Source organism: Thiocapsa sp. (assembly GCF_035467215.1).
Lineage (GTDB): Bacteria > Pseudomonadota > Gammaproteobacteria > Chromatiales > Chromatiaceae > Thiocapsa.
Map to the genome: position 1 here is coordinate 15657 of NZ_DATITZ010000119.1, position 19000 is coordinate 34656.

Below are 19000 nucleotides of genomic sequence, written 5' to 3' on the forward strand. Positions count from 1 at the left end.
CAGAAGGCGACCATTTTCGAAGTAGGTTATATTGCCGCGTTACGTCGGAGCGCTTACAAGGGTCTTCGCGCGCGTCGGTTTCGCTGTCCGATCCGATGCGTCGTCCGACCCGAACGTCGCACGCGCGCGGCACAACGGTACCGCCCGGTTCCGCCCGGTTTGGCCCGCGGGTCCGCCCGGTCCCGACCGACATCCCCCGCAATTGGAGAACGATCAAGATGACCGACTATGTCCGCTGGCTGAGCGAGCTCGGAATGGACGACGTCCCCGTCGTCGGCGGCAAGAACGCGTCGCTCGGCGAGATGATCCAGAACCTCACCGACGTGGGTGTTCAGGTCCCGGGCGGATTCGCGACGACCGCCGACGCCTACCGCGAGTTTCTCGCCAAGGACGGACTGGACGAGCGCATCCAAGCGGTCCTCGACGAGTTGGACGTCGACGACGTCACGGCGCTCTCCCAAGCCGGTCCGCGCATCCGCGGCTGGGTCATGGAGCAGCCCTTTCCGGCGGCACTGGAAGCGGCGATCGACGAGGCCTTCACCCGCCTGACCGCCGAGGCCGGCACCGGCGCGGTCTCCTGGGCCGTGCGCTCCTCGGCGACCGCCGAGGATCTGCCCGACGCCTCCTTCGCCGGTCAGCAGGAGACCTTCCTCAACGTCGAGGGTCTGGACAACATCAAGCACCGGATCAAGGAGGTCTTCGCCTCCCTGTTCAACGACCGGGCCATCTCCTACCGCGTCCATCAGGGCTTCGAGCACCGCAATGTCGCCCTCTCGGCCGGCATCCAGCGCATGGTGCGCAGCGATCTGGCCGCCTCCGGCGTCATGTTCACGCTGGACACCGAATCGGGTTTCCGCGACGCCGTCTTCATCACCTCGAGCTACGGGCTCGGCGAGATGGTCGTGCAGGGCGCGGTCAATCCCGACGAGTTCTACGTCCATAAGCCGACACTCGCCGCCGGCCGTCCCGCCATCCTGCGCCGCAGCGTCGGCGACAAGGCGATCCGCATGGTCTACGACGCTGCCGCAGGCACCAAGAGCCCGGTGCGCACCGAAGACGTCCCGGAGGCCGATCGTCTGCTGTTCAGCATCACGGATGCCGAGATCGAGCAGCTCGCACGCCAGGCTGTGCTGATCGAGCAGCACTACGGACGCCCGATGGACATCGAATGGGCCAAAGACGGCAACGACGGCAAGCTCTATGTCGTGCAGGCGCGTCCCGAGACCGTGCAGAGCCGCTCGGGCAACGTGATCGAGCGCTATGTGTTGCGCGAAAAGGGTCCCGTGCTCACCAGCGGGCGCAGTATCGGCAGCCGCATCGGCGCCGGCGCGGCCAAGATCGTCTCGAGCATCGCCGACATGCACCGTGTCGAGGCCGGCGACGTCCTCATCACCGACATGACCGATCCGGATTGGGAACCGGTCATGAAGCGCGCGGCGGCCATCGTGACAAACCGCGGGGGCCGCACCTGTCACGCCGCCATCATCGCCCGCGAGTTGGGCGTACCGGCCGTGGTCGGCTGCAACAACGCGACCGAGGTGGTGAAGGACGGCCAGCTCGTGACCGTGAGCTGCGCCGAGGGCGACACGGGACTCATCTACGACGGCAAGCTGGCGTTCGACTACAAGACCGTCGAGCTCTCGGCCATGCCCGAGATCCCGGTGAAGATCATGATGAACGTCGGCAACCCGGATCGCGCCTTCGCCTTCGCGGCCACGCCCAACGCCGGTATCGGGTTGGCGCGTCTGGAATTCATCATCAACAACATGATCGGGATCCACCCCAAGGCGCTGCTCGAATTCGACCAGCTCCCGGCTGATCTCAAGGCCCGGATCGCACCGCGTATCGCTGCCTATGCCAGCCCGCGCGAGTTCTATATCGCCAAGCTCGCCGAGGGCATCTCGACCCTGGCCGCCGCTTTCGCGCCCAATACCGTCATCGTGCGCATGTCGGACTTCAAGTCCAACGAATATGCCAACCTGGTCGGCGGGACGCGCTACGAGCCCGAGGAAGAGAACCCCATGATCGGGTTCCGGGGCGCCGGTCGCTATGTCGCGCCGAACTTCAAGGAATGCTTCGAGCTGGAATGCGAGGCGCTCAAGCGCGTGCGCAACGACATGGGCCTGACCAATGTCGAGATCATGATCCCCTTCGTGCGGACGCTCAAACAGGCCAAGGCGGTCGTCGAGGCGCTCGCCGAACAAGGTCTGGAGCGCGGCAAGAACGGGCTGCGCCTCATCATGATGTGCGAGCTGCCCTCCAATGCCGTGCTGGCCGAGGAGTTCCTGGACTATTTCGACGGCTTCTCGATCGGCTCCAACGACATGACTCAGCTCACCTTAGGTCTGGATCGGGACTCGAGTCTGGTTGCCGAGAGCTTCGACGAGCGCGACCCTGCCGTGAAGAAGATGCTGTCGATGTCGATCGCCGCCTGCCGCGCCCAGGGCAAGTATGTCGGCATCTGCGGTCAGGGCCCGTCGGACCATAAGGACTTCGCCGACTGGCTGCTCAAAGAGGGGATCACCAGCATCTCGCTCAACCCGGATACCGTCATCGATACCTGGATCTATCTGGCGGAGCAGGCGAAGACGCTCTGAGGCTGAACCGCGTCGCGGAGCGCGTGTGCAGGCGCCGGGGTCGATAGGGCCTCGGTTGATTCTTGCTACGTCGAGGGGACGCGGTTCAGGAAACCGGGTCGGATGAGCGATAGCGTCATCCGGCATGCAACGTCGGCATTCCCGCGGCCTCCGTAGCGGTAAGGTGAACACGTGCGGCGCCGTTCACCAGCGTCCGTGCAGGACCCGCACGATGAACAAGGCGGTCACCTGCGACCGCACACCTCGACCTTGATCAGCGGATGGGCTACGCCGTCGCGTACTACGGCGCGATTCCAAGGCACCAAGGCCATCTGCAGCACGTCCCGGTAACGTGCGCACGTCGCGCTGTCCAGACCCACAGTGATCAAACAGCGATAGCCGCGAATCCCGAAGCCATCGTCCGGGCGCACCTTCAGGTCGTAACCTGTAGCCGCGACGAGCCCTTCCCTCAGACAGTCGGCCAATGCCTCCGTCACGCACGTGGCTATCGCATCGGTGCCCGGATCAGCGGCGTGCCGGGAACCGGTCCAGCCGAGCCGTCTCGCGCGGATCGCCTCTTCCGGGGCGGCCAAAAGCTGCTGTCGGCGCTGCGTGATCCAATCCCCCGCCACAAGCTGCACGGCCACCGAAGCGACAGACTCGGACGGAAACCGCTGCCCGGCGAGTGCAACGACCGGACGCGGAACAAAGGTGCCATGGAGGCGCATGGTCCGATCCATCCGCGGCCGTCCTGCAGCACGATCGGCAAGCGCATACCAGCGCCGCGCCTCGGCCATCGCATGGGTATCGCGCACCGACACCTCCCCACCCGCGCCGAGCACCCAACCGTCGGGCCAGAGTGCGACCTGATAGGCGGGTAATTCCGCGACGACACGTGCGGCCGAATCCGACGCAGTTCCGACACTTGCGGCCGAGACCGACCGCTTGAGCCGCAAGGGCGACAGGGACGCGAACAGTCTCGACGGACCGGCCCGGAGGGATCGGCTCGGCACCCGATCAGGACCTCTTGGTGCTGGACAAATCCCAGAGCGCCGGAGAGTGAAAGAGCCGGGCAAGCTGAAGCTCGCGCTCGCTCTCTAGCTCGCGCGGCATGTGGTCGCCGAAGCGCGTGAAGAGCTCCTCCTGATCGTGCGTCTCCAGGCGCGCCGCCTCGCGATCGATGTTCATGATCGAGTAGAAACGCTCGCGATCGAAATCCAGCCCGTCCCAGTTGAATGCCTCGTAGTCCGGGATCCAGCCGATGGGACTCTCGACCGCCGAGCCGTCGTCGTTGCAGCGTTTGACGATCCACTCGAGCACACGCATGTTCTCGCCGAATCCCGGCCAGATGAAGCGGCCGTGCTCGTCCTTGCGGAACCAATTGACGCGGAAGATCCGCGGCGGGGTGGAGACGCAGCGCCGGCCGATCCGCAGCCAATGCCGCCAATAGTCCGCCATGTTGTAGCCGCAGAAGGGCAGCATCGCCATCGGATCGCGCCGCACGGCCGCCTGCCCGATCGCCGCGGCAGTCGCCTCCGACCCCATGGTGGCGGCCAGATAGACCCCGTGCTCCCAGTTGTAACTCTGAAAAGCCAGCGGGAAATGCCGACTGACCCGCCCGCCGAACAGGAAGGCACTGATGGGCACGCCCTTGGGGTTCTCCCATTCCGGATCGATCGAGGGACAGGCCGAAGCGGGGGCGGTGAAACGCGCATTCGGATGGGCCGCGGATCGACCGCAACCCGGCGTCCAGTCCTCGCCCTTCCAATCGATCAGATGATCCGGGGGCTCCTTGGTCATGCCCTCCCACCAGACGGCGCCGTCGTCGGTCAACGCACAATTGGTGAAGATCGCATTCGCGCTCAGCGCCGCCATGGCGTTGGGATTGGAGTCATCGTTCGTCCCGGGGGCCACGCCGAACAGGCCGTACTCGGGGTTGATCGCGTAGAAGCGCCCGTCGGCAGGATTGGGCTTGATCCAGGCGATGTCGTCGCCGACCGTGGTGATCTTCCAGCCCTCGAATCCCTTGGGCGGGATCAGCATGGCGAAGTTGGTCTTACCGCAGGCGCTCGGGAAGGCCGCGGCGACGTAGCGTTTCTCGTGCTCGGGCGACTCCACGCCCATCACCAGCATGTGCTCGGCCAACCAGCCCTCGTCGCGCGCCATCACCGAGGCGATCCGCAGCGCGAAGCACTTCTTGCCGAGCAGGGCATTGCCGCCGTAACCGCTGCCGAACGACCAGATCTCTCGGGTCTCGGGAAAATGGGCGATGTACTTGTCTTCGATGCTGTTCGCACAGGGCCAGGGGACATCCTGCTCGCCGGGCTGCAGGGGCGCGCCGACCGAATGCACGCAGGGGACGAAGTCACCGTGATCGCCCAGGGTATCCAACACCCGCTGGCCCATCCGGGTCATGATCCGCTGGTTGACAACCACATAAGGCGAATCGGTGATCTGCACGCCGATATGCGCGATCGGCGAGCCGATCGGGCCCATGCTGAAGGGGATCACATAGAGCGTACGCCCGCGCATGCAGTCCTTGAACAGCCCCTTGAGCAGGGCCTTCGCCTTGCGCGGCTCGAGCCAGTTGTTGGTCGGGCCGGCATCTTCCTCGCGCAGCGAGCAGATGAAGGTGCGGCCCTCGACCCGTGCGACATCGCTCGGATGGGAGCGGGCAAGGAAGCTGTTGGGATGTTTCTCGGGATTGAGCCGGACGAAGGTACCGGCATCGACCATCTCGGTGCAGAGTCGGTCGTACTCCTCCTGAGAGCCGTCGCACCAATAGACGCGATCGGGTTGGCAGAGCTCGGCCAATTCCGTCACCCAGTCCAGCAGATGACGGTTCTGAGTGCGGGTCTCCCCGTCGTGCCTGGTGGTCATTGCCGGACTCCTCATCGGTGAAAGGTGTACTGAACGGGTGTCGATCGGGAGAGGATACATTCGTGGCGATCGTCGCGCATCGTCGCGTGCGCGGAGGAACGATTTCTTCCCGCGCTCGGCAACGACTCGACCGGATTCCCGTGCCCCGCGCCCCCCGCCCGCGGGTTCGGCCGCGGCCCTTCTCCGACATCGGTCGATCCTCGGCGCGGATGCTGGAACCCGGTGACCAGCACGCGTAAGATCGAGAGCGATCGCGGCAATCAGGATGCGCCATGAACGCCTTACGCAATCGGGCGGCCCGACAGGGCGCCCAACGTTTCCCCGATGACCCGTGCCCGCCCCCCACGACAGGTAGCCCCGGATCGACGAAAACTTACGTCGTCCGCCTCGGTTGGTCGCTAGCGCTCTGGCTCTGTCTCTTGGCGTTCGGGGCGAGCGCCGAACCGGCCGGCGACGGCGTCGACACGGAGCTCGCCGCAGCCGCTGCGGACCGACACGCCTGCCTGCGCTGCCATGCCATGTCGACCCTGGCCTACCGCGATCCCGAGACCGGCGAGATCGTCGACCTGTCGATCGATCGCGACGGACTCGCGCACTCGGTCCACGGCGGGCTGGCCTGCATCGACTGTCATCGCCGCAGTTACCGACGCTACCCGCATCCGGACCGGCCTGTTCCGGGGGATCTCGACTGTATCGGCTGTCACGAGGACGACGACCAAAACCTGAGCCGGGGCCGGGTCGACATCGATGCCGAGTTCAAGCGTAGCGTCCACGCGGTCTCGGACTCGCCGAAGGCGGCGGGATTCAGTTGTCACTCCTGTCACGACCCGCATCGCTTCCGCCCGGCCGCGGTCGGGGAGCCGATCGCGCAGATCGTACGGAACCACAACGAGGTCTGCCTGTCCTGCCATGAGAGGCTGGTCTCGCCCTCCAGCACAAGCCATGACTGGCTGCCGAACCGCGACGCCCACTGGACATCGGTGCGCTGCGTCGACTGTCACACGCCCGTCGCGGACTTTGCGAATCATGAAATCCTGCCGGCCGAGAAAAGCGAGAGGAATTGCGTCAGCTGTCACTCCGCCGACCCGCAGCTCCTCGCGCGCCTCTATCGTTTCCGATCGGAAGAAGACATTGCCCGCAGCGGCTTGCTCGCCAAGGCCGTCTTCAACGAGGCCTATGTGGTCGGCATGAGCAAGAGCCCGGCGCTCGACCGACTCAGTCTGGCGATCATGGGTCTGGTGGTTCTGCTGCTCGCGGCGCACGGCGTCGGTCGCTATCTCGTGCGTCGGGCAAACAGGAGAGGATGATGACATCGCTTTATCTCTATCCGGCTTGGCTGCGACTTTGGCACTGGATCAATGCGCTCTTGTTCCTGACCTTGATCGCCTCCGGGGTCAGCATGCATTACGCCGGAGCCGATTGGCTGATGCCCTTCGCAACCGCGCGAGTGGTGCACAATACTGCCGGGATTCTACTGACCATCGGTTGGATCGGCTTCGTCGTCGCCAATGCCAGGAGCGAGAATGCGCGCCACTATCGTGTCCGGTTTCGCACCCTCATCGGGGATTTGATCGCCCAGACACGCTACTACATGATCGGAATCTTTCGGCTGGAACCGCATCCGTTCCACGTCACCGAAGCCATGAAGTTCAACACCCTTCAGCAACTCAGCTATCTGGGCGTCATGTACGGCCTGATGCCGATCCTCATCCTCAGCGGCTGGGCCTTCCTCTATTCGGTCTATCTGCCGGAGACCCTGTTCGGCCTCGGCAGCGTTTGGGTGGTCGCCATGACCCATGTCATCGTCAGCTATCTGTTGGCCCTCTTCCTCCTGGTGCACATCTACATCATCACCACCGGCGAGACGGTCTTTTCGAATCTCCGCGCCATGATCACCGGTTGGCATCGCGAAACCGACCCGCCTCGCACCGAGACCACGGCTCCGGCCCCGCGTGAGACATCATGAACGCATTCGCCAAAACCCTGCTGACACCCAAGAACGCACGTCGGCTCCTCATCACGGTTGCGGTCGGACTGCTTGTCCTGTTCGCACTCTACAAAATGGTGTACCCGATCGTATTCGACGCCTACGTGGGCAAATCAAACGCCCCTTTGACCTACGCCAACAGTCAGCCGATCACCGAGAACGAGCTCGAAGCGATGGCAACCGAGCTCTCGCTGAGCGCGCGCCGCGCGGCCGCCGAGGCGATCGTCGGTCAAGACGACAATGCCTTCGCCCGCCGGATCAAGGTCGAGATGCTCATGAACACGCAGTCCTTCATGCGCGAGCATGAACCGACGCATATCAAGTATTTTCGCGATGCGAAGATCCTGCAATACGAAGGACCCAAGACCTGCCTGCAGTGTCACGCCACCATCAAGGTCCGACATCACGACGGGCGGACCTCCGAGGTCGACACACTCGACGACATCGTCAACTCGGTCCATTTCAAGTTCCAGAGCGACGGAGGCGGCGGCTTCTCGACCTACGGATACGACGGACGCCAAGTGAACGCCGAAGGTAGCCGCCCGATCCCGGTCGGCAAGATCAACCGGGCCTGCGGCATCCCCGGAAGCTTCTCCTGGACGGGCTGGGCAGCACTCGTGGAGAGTCGACCCGAATCGAAGCACGGCGAGGTTGAATTACGCAGCGAAGGCTGCGGCCAATGCCATATCGGCGGCAACTATCAGCCGGCGACCGAAAAGATGATGCCGATCGGCGATGTGCCCGATGTCGCCAAGGAAGGGATAGATTGTTTGATCTGTCATTCGACCGAATACGACATGAACCATCGGTATGTCATCCGCGATGACGTCGGACTGCGCTGGAATCAGGATCGCACGATGCGCGCCGCCCTCACCGTCGGGCGCTCGACGACCAAAAACTGCCTGAACTGTCATCAACACAATATGGGCGGCGACGCCTATCTGCACAACGAGGCAGCACAGGCGCTCGGCGAGCAGAACCAGCGCCTGCTTCATACAGGCGCCAAGCGCGGCAACCCCTTCAGCCCGCAGGACGACGTTCATGCCGCGGCCGGTCTGCAATGCACCGATTGTCATGTCCCCGAAGGACACAAGATCCCGCGCGGTCGGATGGGCGTCGATCTGGTCGCCAACGACCTTCCGGATGTCGAGGTCTCGTGCGTCACCTGTCATAGTGCAGCACCGCACAACCGCTCGGAGCACAAGGCGTTGCTCAACGGGCATCTGGATCGGATCGCCTGCGAGACCTGTCACATCAGAGAGCTTCAGGACAACAACGTCGTGCTCCGCGATTGGGTTCACCCGACCTGGGATGCGGAGGAAGGCATCTTCGCGCCCACCGACATCTATCGCTCCGGCGAGGTCAACAAGGGCTTCACCTTCCTCTGGTTCAACGGCAACGGAACCTTCCTTGCGAACGCCCTGGGCAACAATCCGAACGGCTCGACCGAGTACGACCCGCTCATGGCGCAACTGGCCCGGATCGATGATCCCGAGATCGTCGCCGCCGTGCGCGAGAAGGCGATCGAGCTGAAGAAGACCTATCCCGACATCGACGTGGACGCCTATGTCGAAGCCGCGACCGATCCGCTCTCCCAGCTCACGCCCGAGCAATTGGAGGAGCGGCGCCGGATGCTGGATCAAAACCTGCGTGCGCACATGAACGACGGGGAAAGCCGCATCTATCCCTTCAAGCTGTTCAACGCCATGATGTACGAGGACATGGGGAATCAAGGCCCGTTCGGCGCCATGATCCTGCCGTTCGATTACGCGACCTACTACGAGACAGGCGACACGGCCGCGTCCGTCAAGCAGGCGATCCGCGATCCCATCGTGCAGCGTATGTACCAGGAGCCGTTCAAGCTCTATATGATGGATGAGTTCATGGCCTATTTCGGCGTCAGCGGCGGATGGAAGACCCAGTACCCGCTGGTCGACGGCGAGCTTGAAAACGTCGAGCCTAAATGGATGCGACAGATGGGCTCGCTCATGGTCAACCACGGCATTCAACCCGTGGGCCGCGATTGCGTCGAATGCCACTCGCCGAACGGCATCCTGGATTATCGTGCCTTGGGCTATTCGCAGGAGCGTGCAGCGGAGCTCGAGAACCTCGACATCGTCGAGAATCTCCGCCCTGCGGCTAGGCTCTCCGCAAAGGACGGCGGCTAAACCACGCCGGCCGAGGCACTCGACATCAGGAGCACCGCATGGGACTCGCCCTGAGACTCTATGAAAGCCTGACCGAGGCGCCGGACGATACGACGCGCTTTCGGCTCATCGTCGATACCATCGATGCCTTGGAGCAACAGTGGCCGCGTGGCGGCGATGTCGCCCTTCGGTCGGATGTCCGCGAATCCGAGCTGCGTCTCCAAAAAGAGATCGAGCAGGTCAGAAGCGAGCTCAAGAAAGACATCGCCGAGCTGCGCGCAGACATGCATAAAGAGATCGCCAAGCTACGGGGCGAGGTCCAAAAGGATATTGCCGAGCTTCGAGCCGAGGTTCAGAAAGACATCGCCGAGCTGCGAAACGAGGTCCAGAAGGACATCGCCAACCTCCATGCCGCCATCGAGCGCACCAAGGTCGATCTACTCAAGTGGATGGTCCCGCTGATGCTGGGCCAGGTCGCCGCGCTTGCGGCCTTGGTCAAGCTCCTTTGAACGCACGAGATCGCCGCGCCCGTGCGGATCGCGATCAACTCGGTTTGACCGCCTCGATGCTCGCCGAGACCAGATAATCCGTGACCGGCGTTCCCGGCGCCCAGTCCCGAATAAAGTCCCGGCTCTCGTCCTTCGGCGACACGCTCACCTGCTCGAATCCCGCACCCTCGAGCATCTGCTCGAGCACATCGATCCGGGCCGCCCCCGCCATGCACCCGGTGTAGAGCGACAGGTCCGACCGGAGGTCGTCCGGCAGCTCGGCGGTCGCGACAACGTCCGAGATGGCCAGTCGCCCGCCCGGAGTCAGGACCCGAAATGCCTCCGCGAAGACACGGGCTTTGTCCGGGGACAGGTTGATGACGCAGTTCGAGATGATGACGTCGACCGAACCATCCGCCAGCGGCAGATTCTCGATCTCGCCGAGTCGAAATTCGACGTTGCGATGCCCGAGCGCCTCGGCGTGCGCCTCGGCGTTCCTGCGCGCCTTGGTCAGCATCTCCGGTGTCATGTCGACGCCGATGACGCGACCCGTCTCGCCGACTTGGCGGGAGGCGAGAAAACAATCGAATCCGGCGCCGCTGCCCATGTCCAACACCGTCTCGCCCGGCTTCAGCGCGGCGATTGCTTGGGGATTGCCGCAACCCAGGCCGAGATTCGCACCCTCGGGCACGGCAGCGGTCTCGGCCTCGCTGTACCCGAGCAGGATCGATTGGATCGGCACGGGCGCGCAACAGCCGCCCGCAGAGGCCGGGGCGCAGCAATCGGACCCCTCTCCCGCCGTCGCCGCTCGTGCCGTTGCGCCGTAGCGATCGCGCACCGCTTGGCGAAGGCTGTCTTGCTCGTTGTTTTTCATTCGGATCTCCCCTCGGGTCATGCCGTGAACGAACTATAAACAGGCGTCCCTCAGCGCCTTCATCGACTCAAGCCCCTTCTCGCGGGCGAATGCGATGTTTCTTTCAGGGATCGCATCCGCATCCGGGTATCGCTCCAACACATGTTCGATGCTCTCTTCGCGGAGCAGGTGCAACATCGGATAGAGCGATCGGTTCGTATAGTTTGCAGGATCATCTTCGGGCGCATCTGCAAACCGATACTCGGGGTGAAAACCGGCGACTTGATAGCAACCTTCGTAGCCTTCCGCCTCCAGAAGCGCCTCCGCCATTTCAACCAGGTCGAGATAATCGTCGAAATCCGGGAAGGCACCTGGCAGGATCAGCAGCGTTGTCTCGATCGACGGTTTTTCATCGAGGCGACGGCACTCCTCGAGAAATGCCCGAAGACAGGCTTCCATGTCGGAGTCGATTTCGACGCGATAGTGTATTGATCCGCGATTGAACTCTTTTGCCGCGAAGGGACACATACGACATCCGATCACGACCTCGGAGATCCATTTTTTGGTGCGCTCGATGACCTGCTCGATTTCAACAACCATCAGTTTCGCTCATTCCCGCCGTTGGATCTGTTCATTCGCCGCCGCGCCGAGACGGGAACGCCACGGCACGCTCGGCCGGTCACTCATGCCGCAGCGCCTCGATCGGATCCAGCCGGGCCGCTCGGCGCGCGGGAAAATAACCGAAGACGACCCCCACCGCGGCCGAGAACAGGAAGGCGACCAGGATGATGGGGCCGTTGAGCACGAAAGGCACCTGCAGCAGGCTCGCCAGTCCAATCGAGGCGACTAAAGCAAGCAGGATACCCAGCAGCCCGCCCAGGGACGACAGGACCACGGCCTCCACCAGAAACTGCATCAAGACCTCGCGCTCGAGCGCCCCGATCGCCAGACGGATGCCGATCTCGCGGGTGCGCTCGGTGACCGAGACCAGCATGATGTTCATGATGCCGATGCCCCCGACCAAGAGGCTGACCGCGGCCACGGCGCTGAGCAGAGCCGTCAGCACCCGCGTGGTCCCGGTCAGCATGGTCGCGATCTCCTTCATGTCGCGCACCGAGAAGTTGTCCTGATCGGCCGGGTGGACATGGCGACGCTCGCGCATCATGCGCTCGATGTCCGCTTTGACCTGCTCGGTGGAGTCGCCGTCCCGGACCGAAAGCTGGATCAGGTTGACGTCCTGATTGCCCGCGACACGCCGCTGGAAGGTCCGCAGCGGCATCACCACCAGATCGTCTTGATCCGAGCCCATGGCGCTCTGACCCTTGCTGGCGAGGAGCCCGATCACCTCGCAGGCGATCTGCTTGAGTCGGATCTTCTGACCGACGGGATCCGGATACCCGAACAACTCCCGGCGCACCGTCGCCCCGATCACGCACACCGCCCGCCCGGCACGCTGCTCGGGCTCGGTGAAGAGCCGCCCGTCGTCCAAGGTCCAGTTGCGCACCACGAAGAAGCGGTTGTCGCTGCCGGTCACCGTGGTCGACCAATTGCTGTTGCCCACGACGGCCGTCATGACCTGGCTCGCCGAGCCGGCGACGGCACTCGCGGCGCCGATCTCGCGCTGCACCGCGACCACGTCGTCCAAGGTGAAGGGCGGTGCGTTGGAGCTGGATCCCGGCCCCATGCGTTGACCCATGGTGATCATCAGCAGGTTGGTCCCGAGACTTTCGATCTGCGCCGTGACCTGGCGGGTCGCACCGTCGCCGAGGGTCACCATGACGATGACCGCCGCCACGCCGATGACGATGCCCAGCATGGTCAGGACCGAGCGCAGCACGTTTCGGCGGATCTCGCGCAGGGCCAACAGGAGGGTGTTCCAGAGCATCAGGAGCTGTGCTCCGGTGCGTTCTCGTCGACCACGCGGCCGTCGCGAAAATGGATGACGCGATGCGCGTAGGCCGCCATCTCGGGTTCGTGTGTGACCATCAGGATCGTGATGCCGCGATCGCGGTTGAGTCCGTCCAAAAGGGTCATGATCTCGTGACTGCGGACCGAATCCAGATTCCCGGTCGGCTCGTCGGCGAGGAGCAGATGCGGGTCCGTGTCGATGGCGCGCGCGATGGCGTCGCGTTGCTGCTGACCGCCGGAGAACTCGCCCGGCGTGTGCCCCTCCCGACCGTTCAGGCCGACCAGCGTCAAAGCGCGCTGCGCCAAGGCATGGCGCTGCGCGCGCGGGGTGCGTCGATAAATTAAAGGCAGCTCGACATTCTCCAGGGCCGAGGTCCGGTTGAGCAGATTGAAGCCCTGGAAGACGAAGCCCAGGTCACGACGACGCAGGAGTGCCCGTTGATCCCGACCGAGTGTCTCGACGGGGACGCCCCGAAATCGGTAGGACCCCGAACTGGGTGTGTCCAAGCAGCCCAGGATGTTCATCGCGGTCGACTTGCCCGATCCGCTCGGCCCCATCACGGCGACGAACTCACCCTGCTCGATGCGCAGGTCGACCCCGGCCAGGGCATGGACGGCGGCGTCGCCGCGCCCGTAGATCTTGGTCACACGGCGGAGCTCGATCAAAGGGCTCGATTTATCGTCGGTCAGGTCGGCCATGGTCAGGGCTGCTTGCGCTCGACGTCGACCAGCACCCGGGTCCCGGGAGCCAGGCTGTCGTCCAGGACCTGCGTCATGATCCCGTCGCTCGGCCCGACCTTGACCGGGACATGCGTCGGCTCGCCGTCGGTCGAGATCCAGACCTGCGCCTCCTTCCCCGAGCGCTTCTCGGGCGCGCGGGGACGCTTCGCGGTCGCGGGCGGGCGCGGCATGAGCATGCCGAGCAGATTGGATGCGCCCCGTTTGGTGACGGCGTCCTGCGGTGGATTGAAACGCAAGGCCGCATTCGGGACCAGGACCACGTCGTCCGCTGCCTGAACCAGGATCTCGGCCGTGGCCGTCATGCCGGGACGCAGGGCGAGGTCCGAGTTGTCCAGGTCCAGGAGCGCGGCATAGGTCACCACGCCGCTCACGGTCTCGGGGGCAAAACGCACCTGGGCGATGGTCGCCGGGAACCGGCGGTCCGGATAGGCATCGACGACGAACTCGGCGGACTGACCGACAGCCACCTGGCCCACGTCCGCCTCGTCGATGGCCACCTTGAGCTCCATCTGCGCCAGGTTCTCGGCCAGGTTGAAGAGCACCGGGGTCTGGAGCGACGCGGCGACCGTCTGTCCGGGCTCGACCTGACGCAGCAGGACGATGCCGTCGATGGGCGAGCGAATCAGGGTCTTCTCGAGGGTGCGGCGATTCGCGTCGAGCTCCGCCTGTGCCTGGGCGACCTTCGCCCGCGCGACGGCAAGAGACGCGAGCGCACGCTCGGCGTTCGCCACGGCACTGTCCAACTCCTCCGGTGAGGCCAGACGCTTCTCGATCATGTCCCGCGTGCGCCGCAGCTTGTTCGCGGTCTCGGTCACCGTCGCCTGCGCCTCCAGCACGCTCGCCTCCGCCAGCGCCAGAGCCGCCTCCGACTGGCGCGTCTTCGCCCTGGACTGATCCGGGTCCAGCTCGGCCAGGATCTGGCCGGTCTCCACGCGGTCGTTGAAATCGACCGCCACCCGGACGATTGTGCCGGACACCTCCGTGCCGACATCCACCTGATTGACCGGCTGCAGCGACCCGGTCGCGGTGACCTTGATCCTCAGATCGCCCCGCTCGACCTCGGCCGTCTCGAAGGTGACTCCGTTCTCCGGACGACTCGTCAGCCAAACGCTCGTCCCGGCTGCGAGACCGAGCAGCACCAAGGCCATCAGCACGACCGGATGCAGGCGTCGGCGAGGCTGGGCGGCTCGATCCTGCTCGCTTGGAAGGTCGATCGGTTCGGCGGGGACGGCGGGTTCTCGGGTCATGGCTCAAGCAGTCCGAAGGGATCGAGTCGGCTGCTTCGAGCAGCCGACGAGGTGCCGTCCAGGCTAGCCAAAGAGTGGGGGAAAATAGGGAGCGCCGGGAGATGGTTGCGGCGACCGGGTCTCGCATAGACCCGAGCCGCGGGATTGCGTTTGCTCAACGGCCCGGGACTCTGATGTTCATTTGAAGGCTGCACCCGGTTCCATCCCAGCCACAAGCCACGGAACCACGGTCATACCGGCTCGTGCTGTTTGGCCGCGGCGATCGTCGGCAACAGCTCGCTATCATCGAGGCGGCGGTAAACCGACTCTCGGCACTTAGCGCGGCGCTCCCGATAATAATCAGCGGCGCTCCTTCGCCGCGCTCTTCCATGATGCGGCTGCGCCCGGCACCCACGCCGCCGGGCACCGGACAGCGAGCCGGGAGACTGGTTATCGTCTCGTTACAAGAAAACCGCCGGAACGGAAGGTTATCCACGGACATGGTATTCGGAATCGCCCCGTGCGAATACAGCTCGATCCGGTCGGCAAACATGCGCAGGCGGACGCCCGTGAACGGTCGGCCGTAGCGAAGGAGGCATCCTCCAACCTAATCCGCACCGGGCAGGTCATGCCCGGCGCAGGGTCACGCTAATGCGTATGCGCCTTCATCATCAGCTTGAGAATCTTCAGATTGATGACGATGAAGCGATAGAGCTGCCACAGGAGCGATGTCCGCATGTATCGCGTCAGGCGCGTGGGGACCGGCGGATAATAGGCTTGTTGATAGGGCTCTCGGTTCTTGGCGGTCATGGACGTTGTTCCTCAGTGATCCGAAGTTGCATCAATCCGGCAGAATCGACCAACCGGGCCTGAGCTTCGCCTGATAGATGAAAACATGGTGAAGAATGTATTTCATCCAATGCCCCGCCAGGCCGATCTCGCCGAAGGTTAGATCCATGTCGCGACCATATTCCGGGTACTTGTCGTAATCAGGCACAACCGGGAACACGGTCATAGTGGCTGCAGTCCCCTTGAAGATATCCGATCCGGTCGAGGCCACGCAGGCTGCACCGATCTCTGCCATGGACGCCGTCTGCGTGGGAGCAGCGGCGCCGTTGATCATGTCCCGAATACTTGTAGCCACGGCTTTGCCGATCGCCGCGGACGGCATGCCCGTGCGTGGCGGTGTCGGGTTGATCGGGGTCCCGCTGGGGCTCTTCATGGGCTTGCTGATCAGATGCGGGGGCGCAAAGGCAATCCCGACGGCGAACATGTTCTTGTAGAGCGGGGTCTGATAGGTCTTCGGCCAGTCCTGCGGACCCCAATCCTCGTAGGGTTTCGGCTCGTAATCGGCGTCCACCTTCATGAAACCGTTCGGCGCGAAGATCTTGCTCGTGATGTCCTCGCCGGACTTGTCGTACGCCTTCAGGGGCTGTCCGGCAAACGGCGGGATCAGCATGGCGAAATCGAAGTCGATCTCGTGGAAGCTGCCGTCGAGCATTTCGTAGTGGACCTTACCCGGCTCGACCTTCGAAACCGCCGCGCGCGTGATCCATTCCATACCACGCTCGACCATGAGCGATTCGGCGAAGACCTTGCCGTTCGTGACGTAGCCGCCGCGGTGGATATGCACGCCGCCCATGCCGAAGTCGCCGAGCTCGTACTCGTTGCTGATCCAGATCAGCCGCCCCTTCTCGCGCACGCCGCCCTCGCGCAAGGCGTGGTCGACGTTGTAGATGTATTCGAAGGCCGCGCCCTGGCAGGTGCACATACCGTGACCGGTGCCGACGACAAAGGTCTTGGTCGCGCCGGCCTTCATCTCCGCGATCATCTTCTGCAGATGTTCGTTGGCCTCCTTGGCATGGTCCGGGGTGCAGACCGAGAGGCTATAGCCGCCGTCCGGCCCAAGACCCGGGGTTGCGCCGAAGTTTAGCTTCGGGCCCGTCGCATTGACCAGATAGTCGTACTCGATCGCATCGGTCTGGCCGAGTCGGGCAGGATCCGTGTATTCGATCGTGACATAAGGCGCAGTGTGCTCTGCACCGCCCTCGGGATGGATCGAAACAGCACCGGCCTGGCGAAAATCCACACCGAGCTTCTTGTAGATCGGCGCCAACTCGAAGGACACCTGCTTCTCGGTCATCTCGCCGACGCCGACCCAGATGTTCGACGGGATCCAGTTCCACTTCGGCTTGGGCGAAACAACCGTGATCGAATGCGACTTTCCGAGCCATTTTCCGAGATATCGAGCAACCGTATGCCCGGAAATGCCCGCCCCGAGGATAAGGATTCGTGCCATCTGTGTAGCCTCGCAATGGTGGTCAAGCGATAGACGCTAACAAGACGCTCGGCGCCTGGCAAAGACTTGGATCAATGGATTCGACATCCGTCAGGGGCTCGCCGGAAGCTTGGGCTGACCGGCTCCGCACTCGATGAAGATAGGCTGCGGACAGGTCGCGCAGATGGACTTGTCCAGCTTCTGGTAGATCGCGCGGATAGCAGCGTTCTTGGCCTGGAAGACATTACGCCCGCCGGTCGCGTCGATGCAACCGCAACGTTCAAGGGCATCCCAGAGCCCGGCCTTGACGTTGATGAGATAAAGCCCGCCACCCTCAGCTTGGCGCCGCTTGGCCTCGCGCACCAGCGTCTCCCCGCCCTGCAGGTCCACGAAGTTGATGCCCTCGGCAAGGATCGCCAAGTGCTTCTGCGCCGGATGCGTCGCGCGCAGCCGATCGAAAGCGCTCTCCACATGCGCCACCGAGCCGAAGAACAGCGAGCCGTCGATCCGCATGATGTGTAGCTGCGGGCATTGGGCGACGTCCGGCTCGCAGGAGAAGGCCCGATTGGGCAGGCGCGGATCCGGCGCCAAGTGAACGATACGTGGCTTGGAGGTGCGATCCAGATAGAGTACGAGCGAGAGCAGAACCCCGGCGAAAATAGCGAACTCAAGCTCCAGGAAGAGCGCCGAGAAGAAGGTCACCGCCAAGACCGATGTCTCGCGTTTGGACGCTTTGAGGATGTGACCGATCTCCTTGAAATCGACCAACCCCCAAGCGACCAGGAAGAGCAATCCCGCCATCGCGGCCGTCGGCAGATAACTCGCGTAGGGCGCGACCACGGGCACGATCCCGATCAGCAGCACGCCGGCGAAGATGGCCGCCAAGGGCGTGCGCGCGCCGGCGGCATAGTTCACGCCGCTGCGGTTGAAGGAGCCGGTCGCCACGTAGGCCGAGAAGAAGGAGCCGGCGATGTTCGATAAGCCTTGGCCGATGAACTCCTGGTTGCCGTCGATGCGGTAACCGCCGCGCGCCGCGAGCGAGCGGCCGATCGACACCGCCTCGGTGAGTGCAAACAGGGTCACCGCCAAGGCAGTGGGGGCCAACTCCTTGATGTGATCGAATGTCAGATCCGGGGCCGACAGCGGGGGAAAGCCCGCCGGCAAGGCCCCGACGGTCGCGATCCCGGTCACCTCGTTGCCGAGCCAGGCGTCGAGTCCGACGGCGACCAGGCTACCGCCGAGCATGGCGGCGATCATATAGGGGATCTTCGGCAACCAACGCTTGAAGGCGATACCGATCAGAAGGGTCGAGACCGCGACCAACGTAGTCGCCGGGCTGATCTCGAGCACGTGACGACCGAACTGAATCAGGATGTCGTGCAGGTGGCCCCCGCTGTCCATCTCGATGCCGAAGAAGTGCTTGAGCTGCTTGGCCGCAATCAAGAGCGCCGCACCGGCGGTAAAACCGACCACCACCGAATGCGAGATAAAGTTGACCAGGGTTCCCATGCGCGCCAGACCAAGCGCAAGCTCCATGAGCCCGACCATGAAGGTCAAGGTCAAGGCGAGCGTCACATAGTCCGGCGAGCCGGGCATCGCCATCACCGACAAGGCCGAGAAGAGGACAACCGAGGCCGCCGTCGTCGGCCCCGAGACCAGATGTCGCGACGATCCAAACAGCGCCGCGATGATCGCGGGCACCATCCCGGCATAGAGACCGTATTGGGGCGGCATGCCGGCGATGGTCGCGAATGCAACGGCCTGCGGCAGCACGACCAGAGCACCGATGAAGGCCGCGAGCGCATCCGCCTTCATCTCCGTGCGCCCGACCCCGGGCAGCCACGACATGAATGGAATCAACCAAGACCAGCGTTGGGAGATCGGGGACTGCATGTTGAGGAGATCTCGCAGTGTAT

Annotated in this window: 16 protein-coding genes; 5 read left to right on the forward strand and 11 right to left on the reverse strand. The window is 63.9% G+C overall.

What is annotated here, in order from left to right:
- Positions 1-218 precede the first annotated feature (218 nt).
- Positions 219-2597, forward strand: coding sequence for a phosphoenolpyruvate synthase (gene ppsA, locus VLR48_RS06895; protein ID WP_325291068.1), 2379 nt, complete (start codon positions 219-221; stop codon positions 2595-2597).
- Between the two features lie 224 nt (positions 2598-2821).
- On the opposite strand, the gene VLR48_RS06900 is transcribed toward ppsA, so the two are convergent.
- Together VLR48_RS06900 and VLR48_RS06905 are read right to left on the reverse strand one after the other, a co-directional pair.
- Entirely contained in the window at positions 2822-3589 is a 768-nt protein-coding gene (locus tag VLR48_RS06900; RefSeq protein ID WP_325291069.1) for a hypothetical protein, read from the reverse strand.
- Positions 3590-3593: 4 nt separating this feature from the next.
- A complete protein-coding gene (locus tag VLR48_RS06905; RefSeq protein WP_325291070.1) occupies positions 3594-5456 on the reverse strand; it encodes a phosphoenolpyruvate carboxykinase (GTP) in 1863 nt (620 codons plus the stop codon).
- A gap of 272 nt (positions 5457-5728) precedes the next feature.
- Between VLR48_RS06905 and VLR48_RS06910 the strand changes: the two genes are divergently transcribed.
- Genes VLR48_RS06910 through VLR48_RS06925 form a run of 4 tightly spaced genes read left to right on the forward strand, consistent with a single transcriptional unit; the run spans position 5729 to position 10099 of the window.
- Positions 5729-6763, forward strand: a complete 1035-nt coding sequence (locus VLR48_RS06910; protein ID WP_325291071.1) for a cytochrome c3 family protein — start codon at positions 5729-5731, stop codon at positions 6761-6763.
- Positions 6763-7422 carry a cytochrome b/b6 domain-containing protein gene (locus tag VLR48_RS06915; protein WP_325291072.1) on the forward strand — a complete coding sequence of 220 codons (660 nt, stop codon included), beginning with the start codon at positions 6763-6765 and terminating at the stop codon, positions 7420-7422. Before VLR48_RS06910 ends, VLR48_RS06915 begins: the two co-directional genes overlap by 1 nt.
- Positions 7419-9611, forward strand: coding sequence for a nitrite reductase (locus VLR48_RS06920; RefSeq protein WP_325291073.1), 2193 nt, complete (start codon positions 7419-7421; stop codon positions 9609-9611). Before VLR48_RS06915 ends, VLR48_RS06920 begins: the two co-directional genes overlap by 4 nt.
- A gap of 38 nt (positions 9612-9649) precedes the next feature.
- Positions 9650-10099, forward strand: coding sequence for a coiled-coil domain-containing protein (locus tag VLR48_RS06925; protein ID WP_325291074.1), 450 nt, complete (start codon positions 9650-9652; stop codon positions 10097-10099).
- Between the two features lie 34 nt (positions 10100-10133).
- On the opposite strand, the gene VLR48_RS06930 is transcribed toward VLR48_RS06925, so the two are convergent.
- The 9 genes from VLR48_RS06930 to VLR48_RS06965 all read right to left on the reverse strand — a co-directional run bounded on the left by VLR48_RS06930 (position 10134) and on the right by VLR48_RS06965 (position 18977).
- Positions 10134-10952, reverse strand: coding sequence for an arsenite methyltransferase (locus tag VLR48_RS06930; protein ID WP_325291075.1), 819 nt, complete (start codon positions 10950-10952; stop codon positions 10134-10136).
- Positions 10953-10985: 33 nt separating this feature from the next.
- Positions 10986-11531 carry a DUF1415 domain-containing protein gene (locus VLR48_RS06935; protein ID WP_325291076.1) on the reverse strand — a complete coding sequence of 182 codons (546 nt, stop codon included), beginning with the start codon at positions 11529-11531 and terminating at the stop codon, positions 10986-10988.
- Between the two features lie 79 nt (positions 11532-11610).
- Entirely contained in the window at positions 11611-12816 is a 1206-nt protein-coding gene (locus VLR48_RS06940) for an ABC transporter permease (protein ID WP_325291077.1), read from the reverse strand.
- Positions 12816-13538, reverse strand: a complete 723-nt coding sequence (locus VLR48_RS06945; protein WP_422664552.1) for an ABC transporter ATP-binding protein — start codon at positions 13536-13538, stop codon at positions 12816-12818. The genes VLR48_RS06940 and VLR48_RS06945 overlap by 1 nt, the downstream gene beginning before the upstream one ends.
- A gap of 2 nt (positions 13539-13540) precedes the next feature.
- Positions 13541-14827 carry an efflux RND transporter periplasmic adaptor subunit gene (locus tag VLR48_RS06950; protein ID WP_325291079.1) on the reverse strand — a complete coding sequence of 429 codons (1287 nt, stop codon included), beginning with the start codon at positions 14825-14827 and terminating at the stop codon, positions 13541-13543.
- Between the two features lie 154 nt (positions 14828-14981).
- Positions 14982-15365 (reverse strand): ATP-binding protein, encoded by a 384-nt coding sequence (locus tag VLR48_RS20225; RefSeq protein WP_414718587.1) that lies wholly within the window; start codon positions 15363-15365, stop codon positions 14982-14984.
- Between the two features lie 89 nt (positions 15366-15454).
- The gene (locus VLR48_RS06955; protein WP_325291080.1) at positions 15455-15616 is read right to left on the reverse strand and encodes a hypothetical protein; all 162 of its coding nucleotides are present in this window, start codon (positions 15614-15616) and stop codon (positions 15455-15457) included.
- A gap of 31 nt (positions 15617-15647) precedes the next feature.
- Positions 15648-17105, reverse strand: a complete 1458-nt coding sequence (locus VLR48_RS06960; protein WP_325291081.1) for an NAD(P)/FAD-dependent oxidoreductase — start codon at positions 17103-17105, stop codon at positions 15648-15650.
- A gap of 90 nt (positions 17106-17195) precedes the next feature.
- Positions 17196-18977: a SulP family inorganic anion transporter gene (locus VLR48_RS06965; protein WP_325291082.1), complete on the reverse strand. Its 1782-nt coding sequence runs from the start codon at positions 18975-18977 to the stop codon at positions 17196-17198.
- Positions 18978-19000: the final 23 nt, after the last annotated feature.